Annotated in this window: 20 protein-coding genes and 1 pseudogene; 7 read left to right on the top strand and 14 right to left on the bottom strand. The window is 70.9% G+C overall.

Annotated features, from left to right (window positions below):
* Positions 1–93: 93 nt before the first annotated feature.
* Positions 94–1,143 (bottom strand): BMP family protein, encoded by a 1,050-nt coding sequence (locus ACFYXM_RS26575; protein ID WP_389292961.1) that lies wholly within the window; start codon positions 1,141–1,143, stop codon positions 94–96.
* A 138-nt stretch (positions 1,144–1,281) separates the two neighbouring features.
* The gene (locus ACFYXM_RS26570) at positions 1,282–2,511 is read right to left on the bottom strand and encodes an amidohydrolase (protein ID WP_389293083.1); all 1,230 of its coding nucleotides are present in this window, start codon (positions 2,509–2,511) and stop codon (positions 1,282–1,284) included.
* A gap of 614 nt (positions 2,512–3,125) precedes the next feature.
* Here ACFYXM_RS26570 and ACFYXM_RS26565 point away from each other — a divergent pair.
* Positions 3,126–3,470: a hypothetical protein gene (locus ACFYXM_RS26565; protein ID WP_389292960.1), complete on the top strand. Its 345-nt coding sequence runs from the start codon at positions 3,126–3,128 to the stop codon at positions 3,468–3,470.
* A 189-nt stretch (positions 3,471–3,659) separates the two neighbouring features.
* Here ACFYXM_RS26565 and ACFYXM_RS26560 read toward each other — a convergent pair whose 3' ends face one another.
* Positions 3,660–3,806 (bottom strand): hypothetical protein, encoded by a 147-nt coding sequence (locus tag ACFYXM_RS26560; protein ID WP_389292958.1) that lies wholly within the window; start codon positions 3,804–3,806, stop codon positions 3,660–3,662.
* Between the two features lie 442 nt (positions 3,807–4,248).
* Between ACFYXM_RS26560 and ACFYXM_RS26555 the strand changes: the two genes are divergently transcribed.
* Positions 4,249–5,787, top strand: coding sequence for a N,N-dimethylformamidase beta subunit family domain-containing protein (locus ACFYXM_RS26555; RefSeq protein ID WP_389292957.1), 1,539 nt, complete (start codon positions 4,249–4,251; stop codon positions 5,785–5,787).
* A gap of 126 nt (positions 5,788–5,913) precedes the next feature.
* On the opposite strand, the gene ACFYXM_RS26550 is transcribed toward ACFYXM_RS26555, so the two are convergent.
* From ACFYXM_RS26550 to ACFYXM_RS26535, 4 genes are all read right to left on the bottom strand, one after another.
* Positions 5,914–6,969, bottom strand: a complete 1,056-nt coding sequence (locus tag ACFYXM_RS26550) for a hypothetical protein (RefSeq protein ID WP_389292956.1) — start codon at positions 6,967–6,969, stop codon at positions 5,914–5,916.
* A gap of 11 nt (positions 6,970–6,980) precedes the next feature.
* Complete coding sequence (locus tag ACFYXM_RS26545; RefSeq protein WP_389292955.1) at positions 6,981–7,913, bottom strand: N-acetylneuraminate synthase family protein; 933 nt, start codon at positions 7,911–7,913, stop codon at positions 6,981–6,983.
* 49 nt (positions 7,914–7,962) lie between these two features.
* Positions 7,963–9,195: a cytidylyltransferase domain-containing protein gene (locus tag ACFYXM_RS26540; RefSeq protein WP_389292953.1), complete on the bottom strand. Its 1,233-nt coding sequence runs from the start codon at positions 9,193–9,195 to the stop codon at positions 7,963–7,965.
* Between the two features lie 169 nt (positions 9,196–9,364).
* Positions 9,365–10,714 carry a DUF6716 putative glycosyltransferase gene (locus ACFYXM_RS26535; RefSeq protein WP_389292951.1) on the bottom strand — a complete coding sequence of 450 codons (1,350 nt, stop codon included), beginning with the start codon at positions 10,712–10,714 and terminating at the stop codon, positions 9,365–9,367.
* 209 nt (positions 10,715–10,923) lie between these two features.
* On the opposite strand from ACFYXM_RS26535, the gene ACFYXM_RS26530 reads away from it, so the two are divergent.
* From ACFYXM_RS26530 to ACFYXM_RS26515, 4 genes are all read left to right on the top strand, one after another.
* Positions 10,924–11,901, top strand: coding sequence for a glycosyltransferase family 2 protein (locus ACFYXM_RS26530; RefSeq protein ID WP_389292950.1), 978 nt, complete (start codon positions 10,924–10,926; stop codon positions 11,899–11,901).
* On the top strand, positions 11,901–13,358 hold the full coding sequence (locus tag ACFYXM_RS26525; RefSeq protein WP_389292949.1) for a polysialyltransferase family glycosyltransferase: 1,458 nt from the start codon (positions 11,901–11,903) through the stop codon (positions 13,356–13,358). The genes ACFYXM_RS26530 and ACFYXM_RS26525 overlap by 1 nt, the downstream gene beginning before the upstream one ends.
* A 247-nt stretch (positions 13,359–13,605) precedes the next feature.
* Complete coding sequence (locus tag ACFYXM_RS26520; RefSeq protein WP_389293081.1) at positions 13,606–13,872, top strand: type II toxin-antitoxin system RelE/ParE family toxin; 267 nt, start codon at positions 13,606–13,608, stop codon at positions 13,870–13,872.
* Positions 13,873–13,937: 65 nt separating this feature from the next.
* The gene (locus ACFYXM_RS26515; RefSeq protein WP_389292947.1) at positions 13,938–14,252 is read left to right on the top strand and encodes a multiprotein-bridging factor 1 family protein; all 315 of its coding nucleotides are present in this window, start codon (positions 13,938–13,940) and stop codon (positions 14,250–14,252) included.
* A gap of 143 nt (positions 14,253–14,395) precedes the next feature.
* Here ACFYXM_RS26515 and ACFYXM_RS26510 read toward each other — a convergent pair whose 3' ends face one another.
* The 4 genes from ACFYXM_RS26510 to ACFYXM_RS26495 form a co-directional block, all read right to left on the bottom strand.
* A complete protein-coding gene (locus tag ACFYXM_RS26510) occupies positions 14,396–14,668 on the bottom strand; it encodes a DUF397 domain-containing protein (RefSeq protein ID WP_389292946.1) in 273 nt (90 codons plus the stop codon).
* Entirely contained in the window at positions 14,649–15,500 is an 852-nt protein-coding gene (locus ACFYXM_RS26505) for a helix-turn-helix transcriptional regulator (RefSeq protein WP_389292944.1), read from the bottom strand. The genes ACFYXM_RS26510 and ACFYXM_RS26505 overlap by 20 nt, the downstream gene beginning before the upstream one ends.
* Before the next feature lie 254 nt (positions 15,501–15,754).
* On the bottom strand, positions 15,755–16,420 hold the full coding sequence (leuE, locus tag ACFYXM_RS26500) for a leucine efflux protein LeuE (protein ID WP_389292943.1): 666 nt from the start codon (positions 16,418–16,420) through the stop codon (positions 15,755–15,757).
* A 99-nt stretch (positions 16,421–16,519) separates the two neighbouring features.
* On the bottom strand, positions 16,520–18,100 hold the full coding sequence (locus ACFYXM_RS26495; RefSeq protein WP_389293079.1) for a methylmalonyl-CoA mutase: 1,581 nt from the start codon (positions 18,098–18,100) through the stop codon (positions 16,520–16,522).
* Positions 18,101–18,390: 290 nt separating this feature from the next.
* On the opposite strand from ACFYXM_RS26495, the gene ACFYXM_RS26490 reads away from it, so the two are divergent.
* Positions 18,391–19,431, top strand: coding sequence for a L,D-transpeptidase family protein (locus ACFYXM_RS26490; protein WP_389292942.1), 1,041 nt, complete (start codon positions 18,391–18,393; stop codon positions 19,429–19,431).
* Between the two features lie 168 nt (positions 19,432–19,599).
* Here the strand turns inward: ACFYXM_RS26490 and ACFYXM_RS26485 are convergent, their stop codons facing one another.
* From ACFYXM_RS26485 to ACFYXM_RS26475, 3 genes and pseudogenes are all read right to left on the bottom strand, one after another.
* Entirely contained in the window at positions 19,600–21,003 is a 1,404-nt protein-coding gene (locus tag ACFYXM_RS26485; RefSeq protein ID WP_389292941.1) for a hypothetical protein, read from the bottom strand.
* Positions 21,003–21,764, bottom strand: coding sequence for an RNA polymerase sigma factor (locus ACFYXM_RS26480; protein ID WP_389292940.1), 762 nt, complete (start codon positions 21,762–21,764; stop codon positions 21,003–21,005). The genes ACFYXM_RS26485 and ACFYXM_RS26480 overlap by 1 nt, the downstream gene beginning before the upstream one ends.
* Before the next feature lie 731 nt (positions 21,765–22,495).
* Positions 22,496–22,820, bottom strand: a pseudogene (locus tag ACFYXM_RS26475) (hypothetical protein); the annotation flags it as partial.

Raw genomic sequence — 22,820 nt, 5'->3', positions numbered from 1 at the left:
CCGGACCCGTCCGCGTAAAGCGCCCGCGGGCCCGGAGCGGCGATGGGGGCACGCGCTCCGGGCTCACGACGGACCGGTCGTAGACAAAAGTCGTTACGGGGCGGTCTTGACGGTGATCTTGCCTTCGACGATGGCCTTCTTCGCCTTGTCGACCGCAGCGGTGACGTCGGCCATCTTCGTGAAGGCCGGGTTGGAGTCGGCCAGGCCGACGCCGTCCTTGTCCAGGCCGTAGCGGACCTCACCGGTCTGCGGCTTGCCGTCCTTGACCGACTTGATCAGGTCGAAGACGGAGTCCGGCACGTCCTTGGTGACCGAGGTCAGGATCTGGTCCTTGTAAGCGGCCAGGCCCTTCTGGTTGTACTGGTCGGAGTCGACGCCGATGGCCCACTTGCCCGCCTTCGCGGTGGCCTCGATGGACCCGGAGCCGGCCAGACCGGCCGCCGAGTAGATGACGTCGGCCTTCTTGTCGAGCTGCCCCTGGGCGGCGGCCTTGCCAAGGTCGGGCTTGGAGAAGCCGTCGTAATTCGGCGGCTGGGTCAGGTACTGCGAAAGGACCTTCACCGACGGGTCGGTGTCCTTCACGCCCTGCTCGAAGCCCGCCTGGAACTTCTTGATCAGCGGGGTCTCCACACCGCCGATGAAGCCGACCGTCTTGGACTTGGTCACCTTGGCCGCCGCGACACCGGCGAGGTACGAGCCCTGCTCCTCGTTGAAGACCATGTTGGCGATGTTCTTGCCGGTCTTCGAGGAGTCGTCGATGATGCCGAAGGTGGTCTTCGGGAACTTCGCCGCGACCTTCTCGATGGCGGGCGCGTACGCGAAGCCGACGCCGATCACCGGGTTGTTGCCGGCGCGGGCCAGCGTGGTGAGACGCTGCACCTTGTCGGCGTCCGCCTCGCCGTCGGACGGCTCCGCCTCGGTGCCCTTGAAACCGAGCTCCTTCTCAGCCTTGGCCAGACCGGCGTAGGCCGCGTCGTTGAACGACTGGTCGCCGCGTCCACCGACGTCGTAGGCGATGGCCGCCTTGGCTTCCTTGGAGTCGGAACCAGCATCCGACGACGTCTTACTGCCACAGGCCGTGGCGCTGAGTGCGAGCGCCGCGGACGCAAGGCCCACGGTGGCAATCCGGGTGATCCGGCGCAAGGGAAGGCTCCTTCAAACCTGACCGAAGCGCCTCTTCCGGCGCTGGTTTCGCGGCGATCGTAACGCGCGTAGATGTCAGATAAAGCCCCGTACGGAAGCCGTTATCGGATCGTCGCGAACGGGGGGTGACACCTTCGGTCACGGATGGTTGCCGTACAGCAACGCGGAGGCAGTGAAGAGTTCCACGGCGACCGTGATGGCCCGTTCATCGGCGTCGAAATCGCCGCGATGCAGGTCGAGCCGGGCACTGTCGCCGGGGGTGCGGACGCCGAGGCGGGCCATGGAGCCGGGGACGTGCTCCAGGTACCAGGAGAAGTCCTCGCCACCCAGGCTCTGCTCGGTGCTCTCGATCGCGTCGGCGCCGCGGCGCGCGGTCATCGCGGCGGCGAGCAGATCGGTGACGGAGGCGTCGTTCACGACGGGCGGGACGCCGCGGACATAGTTGATCAAGGTCTTGGCGCCGTACATCCCGGCGACCTCGTCGACCGCCGCGTGCACCAGGTCGGGCGCCTCGCGCCAAGCGGCCAGCTCCAGGCAGCGCACGGTGCCGGAGAGCTCGGCGTGCTGCGGGATCACGTTGCAGGCATGCCCGACGTGCAGCCGCCCCCAGGTGACGGCGAGTCCGGCGCGGGCGTCGACACGGCGGGACAGCAGCGCGGGCACCTCGGTGGCGACCTTGGCGGCGGCGGTGACCAGGTCGGTGGTCAGGTGCGGCCGGGCGGTGTGCCCGCCGGGGCCGTCGAGGCCGATCTCCAGCCGGTCGCAGGCGGAGGTGATCGCGCCGACCTTCAGCCCGACCCGCCCCACGTCCACCCTCGGGTCGCAGTGCACGGCGATGATCCGGCCGACCCCCTCCAGCGCCCCGGACGCGATGGCGTCGGGCGCCCCGCCGGGCAGCACCTCCTCGGCCGGCTGGAAGATCAGGCGCACGGGGTTGGGCAGCAGCCCCTCGCGATCGAGCTCGGCGAGCACGAGCCCGGCGCCGAGGACCGAGACGGTGTGGACGTCGTGCCCGCAGGCGTGCGCCCGGTCGGGGACGGTGGAGCGGTACGGGACCCCCGACTTGGTGTCCGGGATCGGCAGGGCGTCGATGTCCGCGCGCAGGGCGAGCATCGGCCGGGTGGAGTCGTCCCGCGTGCCCACGTCGCAGATGAGTCCGGTCCCGGTGGAGAGGACCCGGGGCCGCAGCCCGGCCTTCTCCAGCCGGGCCTTGATGGCCGCGGTGGTGCGGAACTCCTGGTTGCCCAGCTCGGGGTGCATGTGCAGGTCGCGCCGGAAGGCGATCAACTCGGCGCGCAGGGTGTCGGACAGGGTGCCGGGGAGGGGGTCGCCAGAAGTCGTGGGAACAGCATCGGACGCGCGGGACATCAAGTGGTTCACCCGGTGAAGGGTACGTCCCTTCCCCCTTCAACTGACCATGAAACAAGAAAAGTTCAGCCACACAGACGAATAAATGACCGTGTTGCCGCGTGTGAGCTGACGACGAGGTGGGTAAACTCGCGCATTTCGATCGCTGGGCGCACGCGGGGCGCAAGACGGGCCCGTTCGAGTGAACGGGCCCGCACCCGTCTCCGCCCCCGCGGACCCCTCCGCCTCACCTGCCCCCGGCGCCTCTCGGTCACGGCTCCCGCCGTCGACCCGGCCCGTCAGCGCCGACCCGCCCCGGCACTCCTCACCCACCCCCGCCCGCCATTCGGGGCCGACCCCAATAAGCCCTGTCCCACGCCCTCGGGTCGGGGTGCGTCGTCGCTCATTCGCCAGCCGTAAGCACGACTCCCCCAGCGGTCCGCTACCAGCCGCCTGCCAATGGGCCCAGCAGTATCCACATCAACTTCGGCCTTGAGTCTCATACTTCGATGCCGGACACAACCTCCCATTGCCCGAATGGCGCCTCCTCCCAAGGCGGGATGCAAGAGCGCAGCGACTTTTGACACCGTTCCCGAGACCCATTTACCGACTCGCCCCCAGGGGAAGGATTTGTCATGAATCGCACCGGAATGAAGTTCGGATTAATGGCATCGGTCATCAGCATGGTGACCACCGGCGTGACGTTGGGCTCCATACCGGCGGCCAGTGCCGCTGTGCCCAAGCCGAGCGGCTGTAGTGCCTACGTGAGCCACGAGAGCGCGAACAACGCCGTCGCCTGGTGCAACAAGGGAAACGGGTCCTGGTACGTGCAGGCCAAGTGTGCCAGCGCGGGTCGCGTGAACGGGCCGTACCGCGGTAGCAAGGGCTGGCGCAAGGGTGCCACCGAAGCTGCCTCGGTTCTGAAATGCGGCACCAACGCTTGGCCCATTGAGCTGAAGGTCGTCGACATCAGCGGCTGATTGCTCAGCTCGCGGATTCATCGGTTTGCCCGGGCCTGACTGAACTGGTCGCCCCGGCAAACCGACTCGGTCCGCTTGTCCTGGGCGAAGCGGCGATCACGCCATGAGCAACGCCAAGAAGTTCGATGCAGATTGCCGCTCGCGACGCCAGCTCTTCCGCCCCTCCCAGCCACCTGCGCCCCGCCGGCCTCAGTCGGCTTCCGCTGCCCCGGCGCCTCTCTCCGCGCCGGGGCAGCGCACGCCTACGGGCAGCAGCGCGAGCCCGAGGAACAGCCCGCCGACCGGCAGCAGATCCAGGCTCACCGCCCTCAGGGCCGGACCGGCGACCGTCGTCACTCCGACGGAATTAAGCTGACGTACAGTCAATTCTGTTCAGTTCACCAGCAGATGCCCACTCCTGGCCGCATCCGACCACCATCGGGGACGAGTCCCGACAAACCCTGAGCGCGGACCGCTTCGAGGTCGGGGGGCGCGTGGGGGCGAATCCGCGTGCGCCCCGGTCCGCGGCCCAACGGACGGGACCGACCGTCTGCCGCGCCGACCCGGATCAGCGAGAGGCATGCGACTTCGGACCGAAAAACAATGTTCCGGCCACTCTGTTCACCGCGATGCCTTCCACAGGCAACCAACCACACCTTCTCCCCATCATCCTTCACGATCGGTCACATCCATCAGGAGTGAGAACGGTCGCCGACGGGTATGGCGCCGGGACTCCCGCGTCGGCCGGTCGCACATGTCCGCGCGCGGGGCACCAGGCCCGGCGTCCAGGTCCCGGAGCGTGTCTGTGTCGAAGGTGTCCCGCAGGGCGGCGTTGGCTGCGTTCGGAATCGGGGCTGCCGCTCTTGCCGGATGCCGGGTGCAGGACGGAACCACCCCGGCCACACACGTCGGCAACAGCCCCACGGTGCCGCCAAGTCGTGCGGTCCCGACGGAACGGAACAGGCCGCGTCGTGCGGTCCCGACGGAATGGAACAGGCTGCGGGGCGGCACGAAGAAGGTCTCCGACACCGTCGGCCAGATCCAGGGCTACGCGTCGAAGACCTCCGTCGGCCGCGGGGAGTCGATCGACTTCCACCTGTCGTCGCACCGCAGCCAGACGTGCACGGTGGCCGTCCACCGCGTGGGTCACTACGGCCGAACGGGCACCCGGCATCTGCTGACCGGCGACCCGGTGCCCGTGCACCCGCGAACCAGGCCGGCCGCCGAGGGCGACGCCCGGCTCATCGCCTGCGACTGGCCGGTCTCGTGGACGCTGCGCGTACCGGGGTCGTGGGGGTCGGGGATCTACGTGGCGGTCTTCACGACCGAGGACGGGTACGGCAGTTGCACGCCCTTCGTCGTACGCGACACCGAGCGCCGCTCCGACATCCTGATGGTGGTCCCGTTCACCACGTACCAGGCGTACAACCTCTGGCCCCACGACGGACGCACCGGAAAGAACCTGTACCGCGGCTACAGCCCCGAAGGCGTGTGGGGCGCACCCGAGGACCGCGCGTTCAAGGTCTCCTTCGACCGGCCCTACTCGCTGTCCGGTACGCCGCACTGGTTCGAGCTGGACACCAGCGCGGCGCGGTGGGCGGAGAGCGCCGGTTACGACATCACGTACGCCAGCAGCGTGGACCTGCACGAGGGCCGGGTCGATCCCTCGAAGCACCGCGTGATGATGTTCTCCGGGCACGACGAGTACTGGTCCAGGGAGATGCGCGACTGCGCCGAGCGCGCCGTCCTGGCCGGAACCCATCTCGCGTTCCTCACCGCCAACAACATCTACTTCCAGATCCGTGTCGAGGACGCCGCCGACGGCGGTCCGAACCGTGTGGTGACCTGCTACAAGGAGGCCATCGACCCCGAACCGGGGCCGAGCGGGCCCACGGTGCGGTGGCGCGACCTCGGCACGAAGCGCCGGCACGCGGAGCAGAGGCTGCTCGGCGTCCAGTACAACGGCATCCTCAAGACGCCCGCGCCCCTGGTCGTCCGGGAGAGCGGCCACTGGTTCTGGTCGGGCACCGGTCTGCGCGACGGCGACAGGATTCCCGACCTGATCGCCGTCGAGGCCGACGGCTGCAATCCGGCCATGCCCCGGCCCGCGGGCACCACGCAGACGCTGCTCTCCGCGTCCCCCTACAAGGACCGGCTGGGCCGGGGCCATACCGTGCAGAACACCAGCCTGTGCGTCGACGAGCGGGGCACGCACGTCTTCGTCGCCGGAACGTTCTACTGGCCGCTGGCGCTCTACGAGCCCGGCTTCGTGAACCCGCACGTGCAGCGGGCCACCCGCAACCTGCTCTCCCGCATGCTGGAGCGCCGGAACGCCTGAGGGCACGGGCGCGCGCCGCGTCCCCGTCGAGCCGTCCGGGGCACCCCGTGGTGGTGCCCCGGAGGCACGGTCCGATCACGCGCGGTGTCCCGCGCCGTTTCCCGTCGGACCCGCGTCAGACCGCTCTCACGCCTCCCCGACCGCCGTCGCCCGCCAGGGCGCCAGGCGTTGGACGTCGCGGGCGGTCTCCGTGACCCCGGTCAGGAAGCCGTGGGCGCGGGGGGAGGCGGTGTCGCGGAGCCATTCCGGGGCTATGTCGCAGACCGCGACCCTGACCTCCGTGCCCGCCAGGGCGAGCGGCAGGGTGTGGACGACCGTGGAGGGGAAGCTCAGGACGGTGCGGCCGATGGGGCCGCGGCGGGCGATGAGTTCGAGGGGGAGGTCGGGGCGGACGATCTCCAGGCCGGTGGCCGCCTCCAGGGCGTGGAGCTTCTCGGTGGACTCGCGGCGGTGGGCGAAGTAGCGGGCGGCCTGGTGGGTGCGGGCCAGGGAGGCGACGGCCTCCAGGTAGCGGTCCTGGTCGACCACGCCGGTCTCGACGAGGGAGGTGCCGACCATGTCCGCGCCCTTGGTGAGCCGCGGCGGGCCGAAGCGGGCGCGGGTCCAGGTGAAGGTGTTGGGGGTGACGGTGACACCGGGCGGGGCCTCGACCGGCATCGCCGTGAAGACCTCGACGGTACGCGTCGCGGAGGGGGTGAAGCGGCTGCGGGCGCGGGCCGTGACCGGAGCCAGGACCAGTTCGCGCGGGCCCGGGCTGCCCTTGCGGTGCCAGCGCACCAGGCGTTCGCCGCGGGCGAGCTGGGCGACGAACTCCATGGTGGCCGTGCCGTCGTCGACCACCGTGAGGCGGCGGGCGCGGACCATGGTCAGCAGGAGCTGGACGTAACGGGAGAACGGGTCCCCTATGACGATCCGGTCCGCGCCACGCAGCAGTCCGGTCAGGGCGCGCAGGGTCTTCAGGGGCGCGCCCGCACCGCCGCGCGCCTCCTGCCATCGGACGTTGACGCCCTCGTCGCGGGCCAGCTCCGCCATCCGGCGCAGCTGGCCGCGCGACATCGGGTCGACCGGGGGGAGGACGACGACCGTGACGTCCGCCAGGACGTGGTCGTCGCCTCCCTCTGCGTAGGCCCACTCCAGGACGTTCAGGAGCTGGACCGGGCTCTCGACGAAGGCGAGGTTCACCGGTCGGCCCGTCAGACCGCGACCGGCTCGGCGGCCGGGACGGCCTCGTTCTCGGCGACGACGCCCGCGACCCGGCGGAGCTTCTTCATCGGGCCGAGCTCGGACTCGTACACCTTCTTGACACCGTCGCCGAGCGACGCCTCGATGGCGCGGATGTCGCGCACCAGGCGGCTGAGGCCCTGCGGCTCGACGGAGGCGGCCTGGTCGGAGCCCCACATGGCGCGGTCGAGGGTGATGTGACGCTCGACGAACACGGCGCCGAGGGCCACGGCGGCGAGGGTCGTCTGGAGGCCGGTCTCGTGGCCGCTGTAGCCGATCGGGACGTTGGGGTACTCCTGCTGGAGGCTGTTGATGACCCGCAGGTTCAGCTCCTCGGCCTTGGCCGGGTACGTCGAAGTGGCGTGGCAGAGAAGGATGTTGTCCGAGCCGAGGACCTCGACCGCGTGCCGGATCTGCTTCGGGGTCGACATGCCGGTGGAGAGGATGACGGTGCGGCCGGTGGCCCGCAGGGCGCGCAGCAGCTCGTCGTCGGTGAGGGAGGCCGAGGCCACCTTGTGGGCGGGCACGTCGAACTTCTCCAGGAAGGCGACGGCCTCGGTGTCCCACGGGGAGGCGAACCAGTCGATGCCGCGCCGGGCGCAGTGCTCGGAGATGGCCCGGTACTCGTCCTCGCCGAACTCGACGCGGTGGCGGTAGTCGATGTACGTCATGCGGCCCCAGGGGGTGTCGCGCTCGATGTCCCACTGGTCGCGCGGGGTGCAGATCTCCGGGGTGCGCTTCTGGAACTTGACGGCGTCGCAGCCGGCTTCGGCGGCCACGTCGATCAGGGCGAGGGCGTTGTCGAGGTCACCGTTGTGGTTGATGCCGATCTCACCGGTGACGTAGACGGGGCGGCCGGGGCCCGCGGTGCGGGTGCCGAGGGTGCGCAGGCGGGAGGTGCTCATGAGGTGTTGTTTCCTTAACTCGGGGTGTGGGTCTTGGGGGGACCCGGGATCACTTGGGGGACTCGGTGGGGTTCGTGAGAGCGGGGCCCAGCAGCCAGGCGGCGATCTCGCGGATCGCGCCGGAGCCGCCCGGCGTGGTGGTGACGGCACGCGCCGCGGCGCGCACCGAGTCGTGGGCGCTCGCGACGGCGACGGGCCAGCCGGCGAGTGCGAAACACGGCAGGTCGTTGACGTCGTTGCCCACATAGAGGACGCGTTCGGGGGCGATGGACTGTTCGTCGCACCACTGCTTGAGGGCCAGGTCCTTGCGGTCGATGCCGTGCAGGACCGGGATGCGGAGCTTGTGGGCGCGCGCCGCGACGACCGGGTTCTGTTCCGTGGAGAGGATCAGCAGCGGCAGCCCGGCCTTGCGCAGGGCCGCGATGCCCAGGCCGTCGCCGCGGTGGACGGCGACGATCTCGCGTCCGTCGGCGTCGATGAGGACCCGGTCGTCGGTCTGGGTGCCGTCGAAGTCGAGGACGACCGCGTCGACGTCGGCGAGGGTGGGCAGCGGGGAGGGGTCCAGCAGCGGCGCGAGCGCGCGGGCGCGGGCCAGGTCGTGCGGGTCGTCGATCTCCAGGACCCGCGCGGGGTCGGTGCGCACCAGGGCGGTGTGGCCGAAGAAGCGGTGGCGGTGGGCGCGGAATCCGGTGACGTCCATGGCGTACGCGGCGCCGGTCTCCAGCAGGTCCTCGGGGCGGTCCTGGCGCATCTGGCGGACGGACTTGTCGTGGTTGACGCCGTGGTTGCCGTCTTCCAGGGCCGGGGCGCTGCCGTCGCGCCAGAGGAAGCCGTGGAAGGGGGCGACCGTGACCGCCGTGTCGGCTCCCTCGCGGGCGACCGCGGCGGCGACGCCGTCGATGTCCTCCCGTACGACGAAGGGGCTGGTGCACTGGACCAGCAGCACCACGTCGGCGGCGCGGTCGCGCATCGCCTCGTACGCGTCCAGGGCGTGCAGCACCGCGTCCTCGCTGCTCGCCCGGTCCCCCGCGATGGCCGCGGGGCGCCGCACGATGTGCAGCCGCTCCGGGGTGCCGGAGGTGTCACCGGCCGCGCGGGCGGCGTCCGCGATGGCCGCGTCGTCGGTCGTCACGACGACGTCCGTGACCTCGTGGGAGGCGAGGCAGGCGCGTACGGCGCGGGCGACCAGCGGTACGCCGCCGACCTGGGCGAGGTTCTTGGCCGGGACGCCCTTGGATCCGCCGCGGGCGGGGATCACGGCGAGCACGGTGGGCGGCGTCATCGCTGCTCCTGGAGTCGGGGTCGGTGGGTGGTGAGGTCGGTGGACGGTGGGTACGGGGCGGCGGGTCCGGCCTCGGTGGCGGCGGGCCCGGGGGTGGTCGGCGAGGCTGCTCCGGAAGCGCCGGTGCCGGACGCCGCGGTGGTGGGTCCGGGGGCCCCGGGTGCGGCGGTCACAGCTCGCCCATCCGCCGGATGACGGGGGCGACCCGCTGGACGCCCTGCCGGTACGCGCCCCGCGCCGCCTCCCGTACCGCCTCGCGGACCGCGCCGCGCAGCCCGCCGGTCTCGCGCGGCCGCTGCGCGCCCGGCAGTGGGCGGCCGTCGGGGCCCAGGTGGTGGCGGGCGAGGATGCCGGGGAGGTAGCCGGGGGCGGTGGCGGGCGTGTAGTACGGGGCGATCCCGGGCAGCCGCCCGGCGGCGAGCAGGTCCTCCACGCGGGCACGGGCGGCGTCGTAGGCGGTGGCGTACGTACCGTCGGCGGCGACCCCCTGACCGGCCAGCCATCCGGCGTCGGGCTCCGGGCGGTGGCCACCGTCCAGGCGGTCCCAGGAGGTGAGCAGGCCCGAGCCGATGAAGTGGTGGTTGCCGAGGGCCTCGCGGACGCCGAGGTCGGTGAGGACCGCGGTCGGGATGCGCCGGTGCAGGGACTCCAGGGCGGCCGTCGAGGAGACCGTGACCAGCAGGTCGGCGCCGTCCAGGACCTCGCCCATGTGCCCGTACACCAGACGGAAGTTGGGCGGCGGCCCGCCGGGGATCCTCTCCGCGAGCCGCTGGTACGGGATTTCCTCGATGTGCGTGGTGTGCTCCCCCGGCTTGGACCGCAGCTTCAGCAGCACCTCGCGGTCCGGGTGCAGCCGGGCGTGCTCGACGAGTCGGCGCAGCAGGTACGTGCGTTCGGCGCGGGAGGCCGGAACGGAGGGCTGGGCGGCGAAGACGACGGTGTCGCGGCCCTCCTTCGGGCGGTACGGCTCGCCGCCGAGGAACGGCAGGGCGGCCTCCGTGACGGCCGAGGCGTCGGCGCCGACCCCCTCGTACACCGCGCGGAAACGCTCCGCGTCGTGGCGGGAGTTGGCGAGCACGACGTCCGCGCCGTGCCGCAGCAGCAGCCCGTCGGCGAGCTTCTCGTAGACGACGCCGACATAGCCGGTGACGAGCACCGGCCGGGCCGCCGGGCCCAGCGCGGCCAGCCCGTGCAGCATCGCCTGGACGGCTCCCCCGACGAGGGCGAGGACGACGACGTCGTACCCCTCGTCCCGTACCGCGTGCAGGAACTCGACGGCCGTGACCTCGCGCACCCGGTCGGACGCGATGCCGACGTCTCCGACCTCGGCGAGCTGGCGCGGGGTCGGGGTGGCCCGGCCGCGCAGCAGCAGTCCGCTGATCTCGACGCGCTGCGCCGGACCACCCCGGTCGTCGGCGGTGAGTCGGCGCGCGGTGAGCGCGCCCCATTTCCACCGGGTGTCGGAGTCGGCGAGCACGGCTACCCGGAGGGCGGTCGTCTTATCGGTACGTGGAGCCACGCCCCAGAACTTAGGAAGGCATTTCGATTCGCGGCCCAACGCGACCGCAACAGCTGGTTAACAGCCCGCCGACGATCGGCGAATCACCCTCGCGAAAACCCCGCACGGGGCGGGCAATCGATCCGGTTCATCATTTCGACATTCTTCGTTCACCTGTCGTCCTTTCCGGGGCAAAGGCAAATGACGACCCCGCGCCTAGCGTGTGGCACGTGGTCAAGCTCTCCGTCATCGTGCCGTTCTACAACGTGCAGGCATATGCTCCCGATACCTTGCGAAGTCTGCGGGCCAACGCCCGCGAGGATTTCGAATTCATTCTCGTCGACGACTGTTCGACCGACGGGACGCCGGAGATCCTCGCGCGCGCGGAGCGCGAGATCCCCGGTGCCGTCCTGGTCGGACACGAGACGAACGGGGGCCTGGCCACCGCCCGCAACACCGGGATCGACGCGGCGCGGGGCGAATACCTCACGTTCCTCGACGGCGACGACTGGGTGGTTCCCGGTTACTTCGAGCGGCTGCTCGCCGCCATCACCGCCCTGGGCTGCGACTTCGTCCGTACGGACCATGTGCAGTTCACGGACCGGACGCGCACGGTCCACCAGGTCCCGCACGGCCTGCGCGACACCGTCATGCGGCCGCGCGACGTGATCCTGCCGGCCGACCGGTCGACGCCCGTGGACTACGCGTACGCCTGGGCCGGCGCCTATCACCGCCGGCTCGTCGAATCGGGGCTGCTCCGTTTCCGGGACGGGCTGCGCACCGCCGAGGACCGGCCCTGGATCTGGCGCCTGCACCGCGAGGCCGAGTCCTTCGCGGTGGTCGGGCTCCAGGGGGTCTTCTACCGGCGCGGGGTGGCGTCCTCGCTCACGCAGATCGGCGACGTGCGACAGCTCGACTTCATCCGGGCCTTCGACCAGGTGCTCGAAGAAACGGCACAGGATCCGGAGGCCGACCGGCTGCTGCCGAAGGCCGTACGGACCTATTGCGCGGTCATGGCGCACCACCTGGAATCCATCGAAAGGTTCGAACCAGCAGTGGCACGGAAATTGCGCACCCTGAGCGCGGCCTCTCTGCGGCGCATGCCCCAGGACATTCTCGCGGACACGCTGAATTCGCTGGGCGACCGCCGTGCGGACCGGCTGCGCCGGGTACGCCGCCGCTCCGTTTCGCGGGAGGTCGCGGCCTGATGTCCGGTACGTACACGGCGCCGGCCGGCCGGTCCACCACTCAGATCTTCTCCGCGTGCACGCAGTACGCCGCCGCGACGGTCGTCGCCGCATTGCGCGCGGGCCAGTTCGGTCCCCGGTCCGAACACCGTCGCATTCTCGTCGTGAGTGACACCTCCGCCTCTCCCGAACTGGGCACACCGCTCCACCGCAGGCCCGGTTTCGAGAAACTGGAGTCCGAATTCGACGACGTGTATTCCTGGAACGAATTCATCCGTCCGTTCCACCCCGCCGGATGGTCGCCACGGGAGCAGGACGCCTCGCTGTGGCAGCGGGCCGTGCGCAGGGAGTGGCATCTCGGGGACGGGCCCGTCGAGATCGCCTGCGAGTCCATCCAGGCCAACCCCGCCCAGGCCCTCGCCGTGATCTTCGGCGACAGCCCCGTGCACATCTACGCCGACGGCCTGATGAGCTACGGTCCGACCCGCAGCAGGCTCGACCAGCTGCTCGGCACCCGCATCCGCAGGCTGCTCCATCTGGACCTGGTGCCGGGCCTGCGACCGCTGCTGCTCACCGAGTTCGGCGTCGAGTCCGAGGTCGTACCGACCGATGTCTTCCTGGAGGTGCTGGACGAACTGGCCGGATCGGCGGCCCTCGACGCCTCGCCGGACGCGTCACTGGGGACCTCACTGGAGACCTCGCTGGACGCCATGTTCGGCGCTTCCCCCGCCTCCGCCGGGCCCGCACCGGCACCGGCCCTGCTGCTGGGCCAGTACCTCTCCACGCTGGGCATCCTCACGCCTCAGCAGGAGGAGGAGCTGCACGCGCGGATGCTGCGCGGCGCCGTCGCCCTCGGCCACACCCGGGTCGTCTTCAAGCCGCACCCCAGCGCACCGGCCCACTGGGCGCGGCTGCTGGAACTGGAGGCGGAACGGCTCGGCGCCGACCTGACCGTCCTGGACAGCCCCGTCCTCGCCGAGACGCTGTTCGGGACCATGCGGCCGGCCCTGGTCGTCGGCTGCTTCTCCACCGCGCTGCTGACCGCCGCGTCGTTCTACGGGCTCCCGGTGGCCCGCGTCGGCACCGACACCGTGCTGGAGCGGCTCGCCCCGTACCAGAACAGCAACCGCGTCCCGCTGACGATCGTCGACGCGCTGCTGCCCGACCTGGAGGACCCGTCCGCCGTCACCGGCTGGTCACTGCCTTCCGCCGACGAGGTCCGGGGGAAGCCGACCGGGCTGATCAGCGCCGTCGGCTACGCCATGCAGCCGCAGCTCCAGGTCGGCCTGCGGCCCGAGGCCGAGCGCTACCTGAGCCGGTACCGGGACGACATCCGGCGCTACTTCAAGCGGCGCCGGCTGACCGCGCTGGGCCTGCCGGGCGCCGTGCCCCAGCAGCTCGCGTTCATCCCGCGCAACGCGACGGTCCGCCGACTCGCCCGCAAGGCCCGCACACTGAAGCGAGCGGCGACGGGCTGACGGGGCGCCCGCCGGGCGGGCTGCGCGGGGGCCCGAGGCGCGAAGCAGGCTCGCGGAGGACCCCAGGGGCCCTATCGAGCAAACGTTCGATAGGGCCCCTGGGGCGTTTACTGGCGATGTCGGCGCGCGATCGAACCGGCCAGGGGTCGACATCGCGGGACTCATATCATCGCCGCCATATATCATTCCTGTTATGGTCGACGGTGAGCGGTACGCAATCGGGATCGAGCCCGAGGTGCGGCTCTAGCTGGAGGGCATCCCCGCCCGCCAGTACGTCCTCGTCGAGCAGAAAGTGGACCGGCTCGCGGCGAACGCCACCACGCTCGGCGAGCCCTACACGCGCCATCTCGGCGCCAAGCTCCGCGAACTACGCTTCGACCTTGACGGCAACGCCCAGCGCATCACCTACTGGATCGCACCCGGTCGCCGCGTCGTGCTCCTGACCGTGTTCCGCAAAACCAGGATGCGCGAAACCGCGGAGGTCGAGCGCGCGCAGGTGGCCCAGTCCATCTGAGAGGCCCGCCATGAGCCGGCCAGTGAGCACGCTGCCTACAGCCGCGACATCAAGGAGGACCAACCATGAACCACGCCGAGTGGAAGACCCGCCGCCACCGCGCGCTCCTGGGTGAGGCGACCGAGGACAACCCCGAGTACGACCGCCTCTACGAGGAAGCCGAACTCGCCCACGATCTGGGCCAGATGGTGTACGACCGGCGCACCGCCCTCGGCCTGTCGCAGACCGAACTCGCCGAGCGCTGCGGCATGAAGCAGCCGCAGATCTCCCGTATCGAAGGCGGCGGCACCGTACCCACCATCCCCCTTCTGCGCCGCCTGGCCCGCGCGCTCGACGCCGACCTGACCATCGACCTCACCCCGCACCGCCACGCCGCATAAGGGTCCCGGCGCATCTAAGGGCTGTCCCGTCGTCGGCACGGCCTCGCGTGCGCGCCGTCGGCAACGGGACCGATGGAGCCGCCGGGCGGTGCGGACGTCGTACGAGAGAGTCGGGGCCGGGTCGCGTCAAGGCGCGGTGATGGTCAGGCCGCCTTGACCGACTCGACGAACGGCGTCCACGCGGACGCGGGAAGCACGAGCACCGGCCCGTCGGGGCGCTTGGAGTCGCGGACGGGGACGAGACCGAGATGGCCGTCCGCGACTTCGAGGCAGTCACCGCCGCTGCCGTTGCTGTGAGAGCTGCTGCGCCAGCGCGCGAACTCATCGGCTACTTCGAGGCATTCTCCGCCGTCGCCGTTGCTGTAGCTGCTCTTGCGCCAGGTAGCGGCGTCGAGGTCAAGACCGATGCTGGCCATTCCGGTACTCCTCAGCCGCCTTCTCGATCAGGGCAAGGGACACCTCTGGCGGCAAGGCGGCGGCCCTCAGCCGATCGTATGCCTTGCGGTACTTCATCAGGACCGATGGATCGTCAATGGTCTGACCGTGGTAGGGGCCCTCGGTGTAGAGAAGTGGGGGCTCGTCGTCGAAGTCCATAAAGAAAAGCGGTAGCTCAGTGAAGGGGCGGGTCGGGCCATTCCACTGCAGAATCTGCGTGACAATACGGCCGCTCCGCACCAATGCGGCGATGTGCTCCAGCTGTTCAGCCATTTCCTCAGGCGGAATGATGGGTTGGTGCACCAGAGACTCGTGCATGACGGCCCAGTACTCGGGCTTTTTGGGGTCGTCGAGAATCCGGGCGCGCCGCATCCGAGCCTCGATCTTGGCCTCGACCTCTTCCGGCGTGTCCAACGGATGCGCGGAGCGGATGACCGAGTGTGCGTACGGCTTGGTCTGAAGCAGTCCCGGGAAGAGGGCGTTGGACCAATGGTTGATGGTGCGCGCTCGAAGCTCCGCCTCGGCCACTTGGAAGAAGTACGCGGCATGCCCCTTGCTCTTGGCCTTGCGCACGTCTTCGCAGCGCCGCTCGAAGAACCCGTCCGTACCCAGCACCCGGTCCACGTGCTGGGCCAGGTCCATGGGCATGCGACGGTAGCCCCGCTCGATCTCGCTCAGATACGTGATGCCGTAGTAGCTGCCGTCGAGCAGTCTTTCGAGCGTCAGTCCCGCCTGCTCCCGCTTGAAGCGGAGTTCGCTTCCGTAGAACTGCGGGACGCCCTCGGAGCCGTCGATCTCCTTGCGCGTAGCCATGGTTGACCACCTTTCGCGCTGTGCCAAGTGAAGCGGAAAACCCCTTCACGGTAGAGGCAGCGACGGCAGCACGTGAGGAGTTCGTCACCATAAGCAACGAAAGATGGACGACTCCTCACGGGCAGCACACACCACACGCCCCGCATGTACTCCCCCGCGCGCTCCCGCACGCCGTGGGCGCCCTCGCGAGGACGACGACTCGGGGACACCAAGACACCAGGACACCAGGGACACCCTGGATACCAGATACGCCGTCACACGCTGCTGAGCGACAGCTTCGCCGCGAACCCGAGGAACAGCAGCCCCGCCGCCGAGGTCGCGCCCGCCGACAGCCGCCTTCGGCGGCGGAACGCGGCGGACAGGCGGGTGCCGCCGAATATCAGCACCGACAGATAGAGGGCGCTGGCTATCTGGAGCAGGGTGCCCAGCAACAGGAACGACAGCGCCGGATACGCGTAACCGGGGTCGACGAACTGCACGAAGAACGAGATCAGGAACAGGATCGCCTTCGGGTTGAAGATGCTGATCACCAGGGCCCGGCGGTAGGGCCGCTCCATCGCCCCGGCGGCTTCCGCCCCCGCGCTCTCCTCCGTCAGCTCGGCCACCCGCCGGTGCCGTTCGCGCCACATCGCCACCGCCGACCGCAGCATGCCGATGGCCAGCCAGGCCAGATAGCCCGCACCGGCGAACTTGACGACGGCGAACAGCACCGGCGTGGTCCGCAGCAGCGACGAGGCGCCCAGCGCGGACAGGGTCATCAGCACGGTGTCCCCGGTCCACACCCCGGCCGCCGCCACGTACCCGGTGCGCACCCCGCGCCGGGCGGCGACGGACAGCACGTACAGCGAATTCGGTCCCGGCAGCAGCACGATCACTGCCAGGCCGGCGAGGTAGGCAGGAAGGTCGGTGACACCCAGCATGAACGGAGTGTCGCACGTGGGTACGACACTCCGTCCAGACGGGAGCGGTGAATTCCCGGGGAGGCGGTGAATTCTGGTGAGCGGCGGCCCCGGAACGCCTCAGAACGCGTCCGTCGGCACGTACGCCCCCCACACCTCCCGCAGCGCGTTGCAGACCTCGCCGACGGTGGCCCGCGCCCTGAGCGCGTCCTTCATCGGGTACAGGACGTTGTCCGCGCCCGTCGCCGCCTTCCGCAGCTCGGTCAACGCCGCGTCCACCGCGCCCTGGTCGCGCTCCGCGCGGAGCTTCGCGAGGCGGGCCGCCTGCTCCGCCTCGATCGCCGGGTCGACGCGCAGCGGCTCGTACGGCTCCTCCTCGTCGAGCTGGAAGCGGTTGACACCGACCACCACGCGTTCGGCGCTGTCGGTCTCCTGAGCGATCCGGTACGCGTTGCGCTCGATCTCGTTCTTCTGGAAGCCGTGCTCGATCGCCTGCACCGCGCCGCCCAGGTCCTCGACCTTCCGCATCAGTTCCAGGGCCGCCGTCTCGACGTCGTCCGTCATCTTCTCCACGACGTACGAACCGGCGAACGGGTCGACGGTCGCCGTGACGTCCGTCTCGTACGCCAGGACCTGCTGGGTGCGCAGCGCGAGGCGGGCGGACTTGTCGGTCGGCAGGGCGATCGCCTCGTCGAAGGAGTTGGTGTGCAGCGACTGGGTGCCGCCGAGGACCGCCGCCAGGCCCTGGACCGCGACGCGCACCAGGTTGACCTCGGGCTGCTGGGCCGTCAGCTGCACCCCGGCCGTCTGGGTGTGGAAGCGCAGCATCAGCGACTTGGGGTTCTTCGCGCCGAACTCCTCCTTCATCACCCGGGCCCAGATCCGGCGGGCGGCGCGGAACTTCGCGACCTCTTCGAGGATCGTCGTACGGGAGACGAAGAAGAAGGAGAGGCGGGGCGCGAAGTCGTCGACGTCCATGCCCGCGGCGACGGCGGTGCGGACGTACTCGATGCCGTCGGCGAGCGTAAACGCGATCTCCTGCGCGGGCGAGGCACCAGCCTCCGCCATGTGGTATCCGGAGATCGAGATGGTGTTCCACTTCGGGATCTCGGCCCGGCAGTACTTGAAGATGTCCGCGATCAGGCGGAGCGAGGGGCCCGGCGGGAAAATGTACGTGCCGCGCGCGATGTACTCCTTGAGCACGTCGTTCTGGATCGTGCCCGTCAGCTTCTCGGCGCCGACGCCCTGTTCCTCCGCGACCAGTTGGTACAGGAGCAGCAGCAGGGCGGCCGGGGCGTTGATCGTCATGGACGTGGACACCTTGTCCAGCGGGATGCCGTCGAACAGGACCCGCATGTCGTCGACCGAGTCGATCGCGACCCCGACCTTGCCGACCTCGCCGGACGCGATGGGCGCGTCGGAGTCGTGGCCCATCTGGGTGGGGAGGTCGAAGGCGACGGAGAGCCCCATGGTGCCGTTGGCGATCAGCTGCTTGTACCGGGCATTGGACTCGGTGGCCGTGCCGAAGCCCGCGTACTGCCGCATCGTCCACGGGCGGCCGGTGTACATCGTCGGGTAGACACCGCGCGTGAACGGGTACGAGCCCGGCTCCCCCAGCTTCTCCGCCGGGTCCCAGCCGTCGAGTGCGTCCGGCCCGTACACCGGCTCGATCGGCAGTCCCGACTCCGACTCACGCGTCATCTGCTGTGCCTCCCGCTGAAGCTGCTTCACCAAGCCGCTTGTCGACCACAAGCTACTTTCTGGTAATGAATGATGGGGTTCCCGCGACGGACTGTATCGGCGGGCACGAGGCCGATGGAGGGGCGGACGCTGGGACCTTGCTCACAGCACCCGCCCGGCCCGGGGTCGTCGTGACCGCCTCCCCCCATCATGCGCGGGTTTGCCCCGCCATGTGCGGGCTTTGGCAACCGGGGAGGGCGGGAACCGTTCCTTGGGGACACCGGAGCAACCCGGAGGAGCAGGGGACCGAGATGATACGAAGCACCACGGCAGACGCGTCGCGGGGCGGGGCACCGCTCGGGTCGCAGGACACCGCACCGCCCACCGCACGGACGAGCGGCAGAGATCGGGCGGGGCGCGGGAGACAGGGCTGGGCACGGGCCACGGCCAAGGCGACGCTGGCCGTGCTCGCCGTGGCCGTCGCGACCGTCGGCTGCGAGGCGCCGGCCGCCGACGGCTCGGCACCGCCGCCGGCACCGCCGCCGGCACCGCCCGGGTCCGCGCCGAGCGACGACGCCAAGCCCGTCGCGCGGCGGTCGGCGTCCCCGGACGCGTCGGCCACGTCCCCGCAGGCCGCACCCTCGTCGGCCTCCCCGACGGCCACCGCGACCACCGGGCCGACCGCCACGCCCGAGCCGCCGACGGAACCGGACCCGCAGGGCACACCACTGATCGCGAGCGGCACCCAGGGGGACCGGGTGCGCGAGCTCCAGGCCCGGCTGCGGCAGATCGGTCACTTCGACCGCTCCCCCACCGGCTACTACGGCACGGTCACGGCCACCGCCGTACGGTCCTTCCAGACCAAGCGCGGCCTGGCCGCCACCGGCGAGACGGACACCGTCACCTGGCAGCGGCTGCTGGGCATGACGCGTCCGCCGACGGCGACCGAACTGCACCCGCCGGCCACCCTGCCCGTCGCCAAGCCGGACAAGCGCTGCATGACGGGCCGGGTGCTGTGCATCAGCAAGAACAGCCGCACGCTGTCCTGGATGATCGACGGCCGGGTCGTCTCGTCGATGGACGTCCGCTTCGGCTCCCAGTACACGCCGACCCGCGAAGGCACCTTCTCCGTCTTCTGGAAGTCTCGGCACCACGTGTCGACGATCTATCACACGGCCATGCCGTACGCGATGTTCTTCAGCGGCGGTCAGGCGGTGCACTACTCGGCGGACTTCGCGGCCCGGGGCTACGCCGGAGCCTCGCACGGCTGCGTCAACGTCCGCGACGAGCAGAAGATCGCCTCGTTGTTCGCCCAGGTGAAGGAGGGGGACAAGGTCGTCGTCCACGGCTGAGGGCCTGTCGGGTGGCCTCCGATCGGAAGCGGGGTGGCGCGGGCGGGACAGGGGGAACATGTCCCGCCCGCGCCGATGCGCTGAGCCACAGGTACGGGGGGAACCTCGGCTCGTCGCGCTGCCGATGACCAGTCGGCATTCAGTACTGCGTCACGGCCTCGAAAAACGTCACACCTGGTGGTGGGCGGCGCTGCCGCAGCCCCGTGCGCACGGCTCGCGGCCGAAGGAGCCGGCGGCCGGACCATCCGCCGCCCGGTACGCCGAGGGCGGGATCGCGAACGGGATCGTGGACGGCGAGAGGGACGGTGCCGCGTAGGACGAGGCGGACGGTGACGCGTACGGGGGCGCGGACCGCCGCGGAGACGGGGGCACGGACGGCCGCTTCGGGGCGGTGGTGAACCGGGCCGCCGGGAGGGCCTGGTTCCGCCCGTTCCCCGCGCCCTGCTCGTTCGCGACACCCTGGCCCCGGCCGTGACCGTCGTCGTCGCCGTCCTCGGCGGTGCGGTCGCCGTCGCCCGGCCCGCCCTGCCCGTCCTGATCACCCTGCCCGTTCTGCCCGTTCTGCCCTTTCCCGCCCTTGGCGAGGATCCGGTCGCAGAACCGCTCCAGGTTCCGGGCGCCCTTCGCCATCGCTTCCAGGGCGCGTCTGCGGTCGTCGTCCAGGTCGCCGTTGCGGTAGTCCCGGCATGCCCGCTTCGCCTCGGCGTACCAGTGGCCGGAGGTCCGGTTCCCCGGCTTCCCGGACGCCTTGCCGCGCGGGGAACCATCCGGCCCGCGGCCGGCCGTCCGGCCGTCGCCGCTGCCGGGGTCGGTGTCCTCGCCGCTCCTGTCGGTGTCCCGGTCGCCGGGGGTGGAGGAGCCGGTCCGGGGCGCGGAGGGCGACGCGTCCGGGGAGGCCGGCGGATCGGCGGGCGGGTGCGTGCCGGTGACGTCCTGTGAGCCGACCCCGTCGGGGGACGCGTCGGCCGTCACGGAGGTCGCCGGTCCGGGGGTGTGCTCGCCGAACGGCCCGGGGAGCATGCCCGCGCTCGCGGCCATCGCCACCCCACCGAGCGCGCAGCCCGCGAAGGAGGCGACCAGACCGAACCGCACGGGTCCGTTCCGGCGCGGGGAACGGGTACGGGCACGGCCGCGGCCCGCCGCCGGGGAGCCCCCGGCCGACGGGGCGGCCGAAGCGGCCGTACCGGTGGCGGGTGTGCCGGTGACGGGTGTGCCGGTGACGGGGCGGATGCGGACGGGGTCGAGCACGCCGGCCGTGACCGGTTCGCCCACCTCCTCCACGTGTCCGGTGACCTCGGCGCGCCCCGGCGTCTCCGCGCTCGTGGCGAGATCGCCCGCGTTCGTGGGCACGGAAGGCGCGGAGTGCGCGGCGGCGCGGAAGGCGGCGAGCGCCGCGGCCTCGCCCGGCAGTTCGCCGGCGGCCGGGCGGGCGGTCCGGGCGACGGCCTCCAGTGCCGCCGCCAGCTCCTGCGCCTCCGTAGCCCGGTGACCGTCGAGGGAAGCGACCGGTTCGCCGCGAAGCAGGTGCTCCGCCGCGTCCTCGTCAAGCCATTCGTACCGCTCGTCGGCCATCACATGTCCTTCTGCGTCCAAGGACGCGTATGCGTCACACCGGCCGGGGCCGCCAGCCCCTGGTGTGCGGGACGCTGGGCGGGCACGGCACCGAGCTCCGTCGTCCGGCGCGTCGCGCCCTGGTCCGCCGGATCATCCGCGCGCACGCGGTCCGCGTGTTCCGTTCCCCCCGCGCCTTCTCCGCCGCTCGCGCCGCCCTCGCCGCTCGCACCGTTCACACGCAGCAGCTCGGCCAGCCGCTTCAGCCCCCGGTGCGCGGCGGTGCGCACCGCCCCCGGCCGCTTGCCCAGCGTCTGCGCCGCGCTCTTGGCGTCCAGTCCGACGACCACGCGCAGTACCACGGCCTCGGCCTGGTCCTGCGGCAGCTGGGCGATGAGCGACATCGTGCTGCCGGTGGCCAGGGCCTCCATCGCCTCGTCGGCGGTGTCGGACGCGGCCGGCCTGTCCGAGAGCTCCGATTCGTCGCCGCCTATGGCGGGGCGCCTGCCGCGCATCCGCAGATGGTCCAGGGCGCGGTTGCGGGCTATGCGCGCCGCCCAGCCGCGGAACCGGTCCGCGTCGCCACTGAAGCGGTCGAGGTCGCGGGCTATCTGCAGCCACGCCTCGGACGCCACGTCCTCGGCGTCCGACTCCCCCACGAGTGTCCGTATGTAGCCGAGCAAACGCGGCTGCACGGCGCGGTACACAGTACGGAAGGCATCTTCGTCCCCGCCCTGCGCCGCGAGCACGGCGGCGGTCAGCTCAGCGTCGTCCCCCAGCACTCCCTCAACCTGCCCTGCCGTCTTGAATAGCAGCTGGTCATCACTGCCTCGCCGCCCTGCGCGACTCAGCACGCTACGACCTTACGCGTGAGTACGTCCACGGCTTGTACAACCTGCAACATTCTTCGGACAGAGTGTGGTGTGACAGAAATCGCCGCGGCGGCGCTGAGTGGAATACGGGGTCGTCCTACGGCCCCGTGGAAGACGACCGGGGCCTCTCCTGTGGGGGGTGGCGGCCCCGGTCGTCCTTCGTTCTCCGGCCTGGGGCGATGCGAGGCGTCGCCTGCCGCTGGGACCATCATGTGACCAACCGGGCAGGCGCCTGCTGCCCGGACCAATGTGCTCCGCCGCCCCGGTGGCCGGCGTGCCTGCGCCTTCGATTCGACGCCTTCCGTACTGGGGCATGGCGAGCCGGGTGAGTGGTGTCTCACATCGGCTGAGACCACGACGGGGCTTGGGACGAGTCTCGCCTCGGTGGAGTCGAAGAATCCCGAACCACCCATCAGCAGTGGCCTCTGTGCTGGGTGACCACGCCGTCGTAACGACCTGGGGAGCAATAGGGGGTGGAGCGGCGAGCGGCGTCGTGCGGCCTCGGGGGCGCCGGCTCCCCGCTCCCAGTACGGGTAGGGGGTCGCGCGTGATGCGGTCCCGGCCGGCGGCAGAGCAAGCGCTCAGGAGCATCGAGGCGGTCAGCGCCACCAACAGACACCGAGAGGTCTTGTGCGGCATGTTCACCTGTTCTCTTCATCGCCCCGCGACACGTCCCCGCGGCCGCCGTCGCGGCCGGGGTCCGCGGCATTCACCGCAGGTGGCGCGTCGCTGTTCATGTCGTGGCTGAAGGTCGAGCTGCTGCCCCTCATGTCGAACTCCTGGGCGAAGCCCACCTTGTGCAGCCGCCCCATCTCGTCATCCGGGATCACGATGCCGCCGGGAAAGGGCGTCTCTTTGTTCTTGTCCCAGTTTTGACATCCTCGCCCCCGTGAACGAGGGCGATTCCCGTCTACCGCGCCGTTGAAGGCTGCGGTGTCGGGTGGGTTCCCGCTTCGCTGCGCGGTG

The sequence above is a fragment of the Streptomyces sp. NPDC002476 genome (assembly GCF_042889785.1).
GTDB lineage: Bacteria > Actinomycetota > Actinomycetes > Streptomycetales > Streptomycetaceae > Streptomyces.
The sequence above is the reverse complement of the archived record's forward strand: the minus strand, read 5'-3'. Positions and strand labels throughout refer to the sequence as shown.

Bases quoted from the DNA above. Each gene is read 5' to 3' on its own strand.
- ACFYXM_RS26510 (WP_389292946.1), bottom strand. From the start codon at position 14,668: ATGGCCAGCATCGGTCTTGACCTCGACGCCGCTACCTGGCGCAAGAGC.
- ACFYXM_RS26490 (WP_389292942.1), top strand. From the start codon at position 18,391: ATGATACGAAGCACCACGGCAGACGCGTCGCGGGGCGGGGCACCGCTC.
- leuE (WP_389292943.1), bottom strand. From the start codon at position 16,420: ATGCTGGGTGTCACCGACCTTCCTGCCTACCTCGCCGGCCTGGCAGTG.
- ACFYXM_RS26515 (WP_389292947.1), top strand. From the start codon at position 13,938: ATGAACCACGCCGAGTGGAAGACCCGCCGCCACCGCGCGCTCCTGGGT.
- ACFYXM_RS26505 (WP_389292944.1), bottom strand. From the start codon at position 15,500: ATGGCTACGCGCAAGGAGATCGACGGCTCCGAGGGCGTCCCGCAGTTC.
- ACFYXM_RS26565 (WP_389292960.1), top strand. From the start codon at position 3,126: ATGAATCGCACCGGAATGAAGTTCGGATTAATGGCATCGGTCATCAGC.
- ACFYXM_RS26545 (WP_389292955.1), bottom strand. From the start codon at position 7,913: ATGAGCACCTCCCGCCTGCGCACCCTCGGCACCCGCACCGCGGGCCCC.
- ACFYXM_RS26525 (WP_389292949.1), top strand. From the start codon at position 11,901: ATGTCCGGTACGTACACGGCGCCGGCCGGCCGGTCCACCACTCAGATC.
- ACFYXM_RS26495 (WP_389293079.1), bottom strand. From the start codon at position 18,100: ATGACGCGTGAGTCGGAGTCGGGACTGCCGATCGAGCCGGTGTACGGG.
- ACFYXM_RS26570 (WP_389293083.1), bottom strand. From the start codon at position 2,511: ATGTCCCGCGCGTCCGATGCTGTTCCCACGACTTCTGGCGACCCCCTC.
- ACFYXM_RS26485 (WP_389292941.1), bottom strand. From the start codon at position 21,003: ATGGCCGACGAGCGGTACGAATGGCTTGACGAGGACGCGGCGGAGCAC.
- ACFYXM_RS26540 (WP_389292953.1), bottom strand. From the start codon at position 9,195: ATGACGCCGCCCACCGTGCTCGCCGTGATCCCCGCCCGCGGCGGATCC.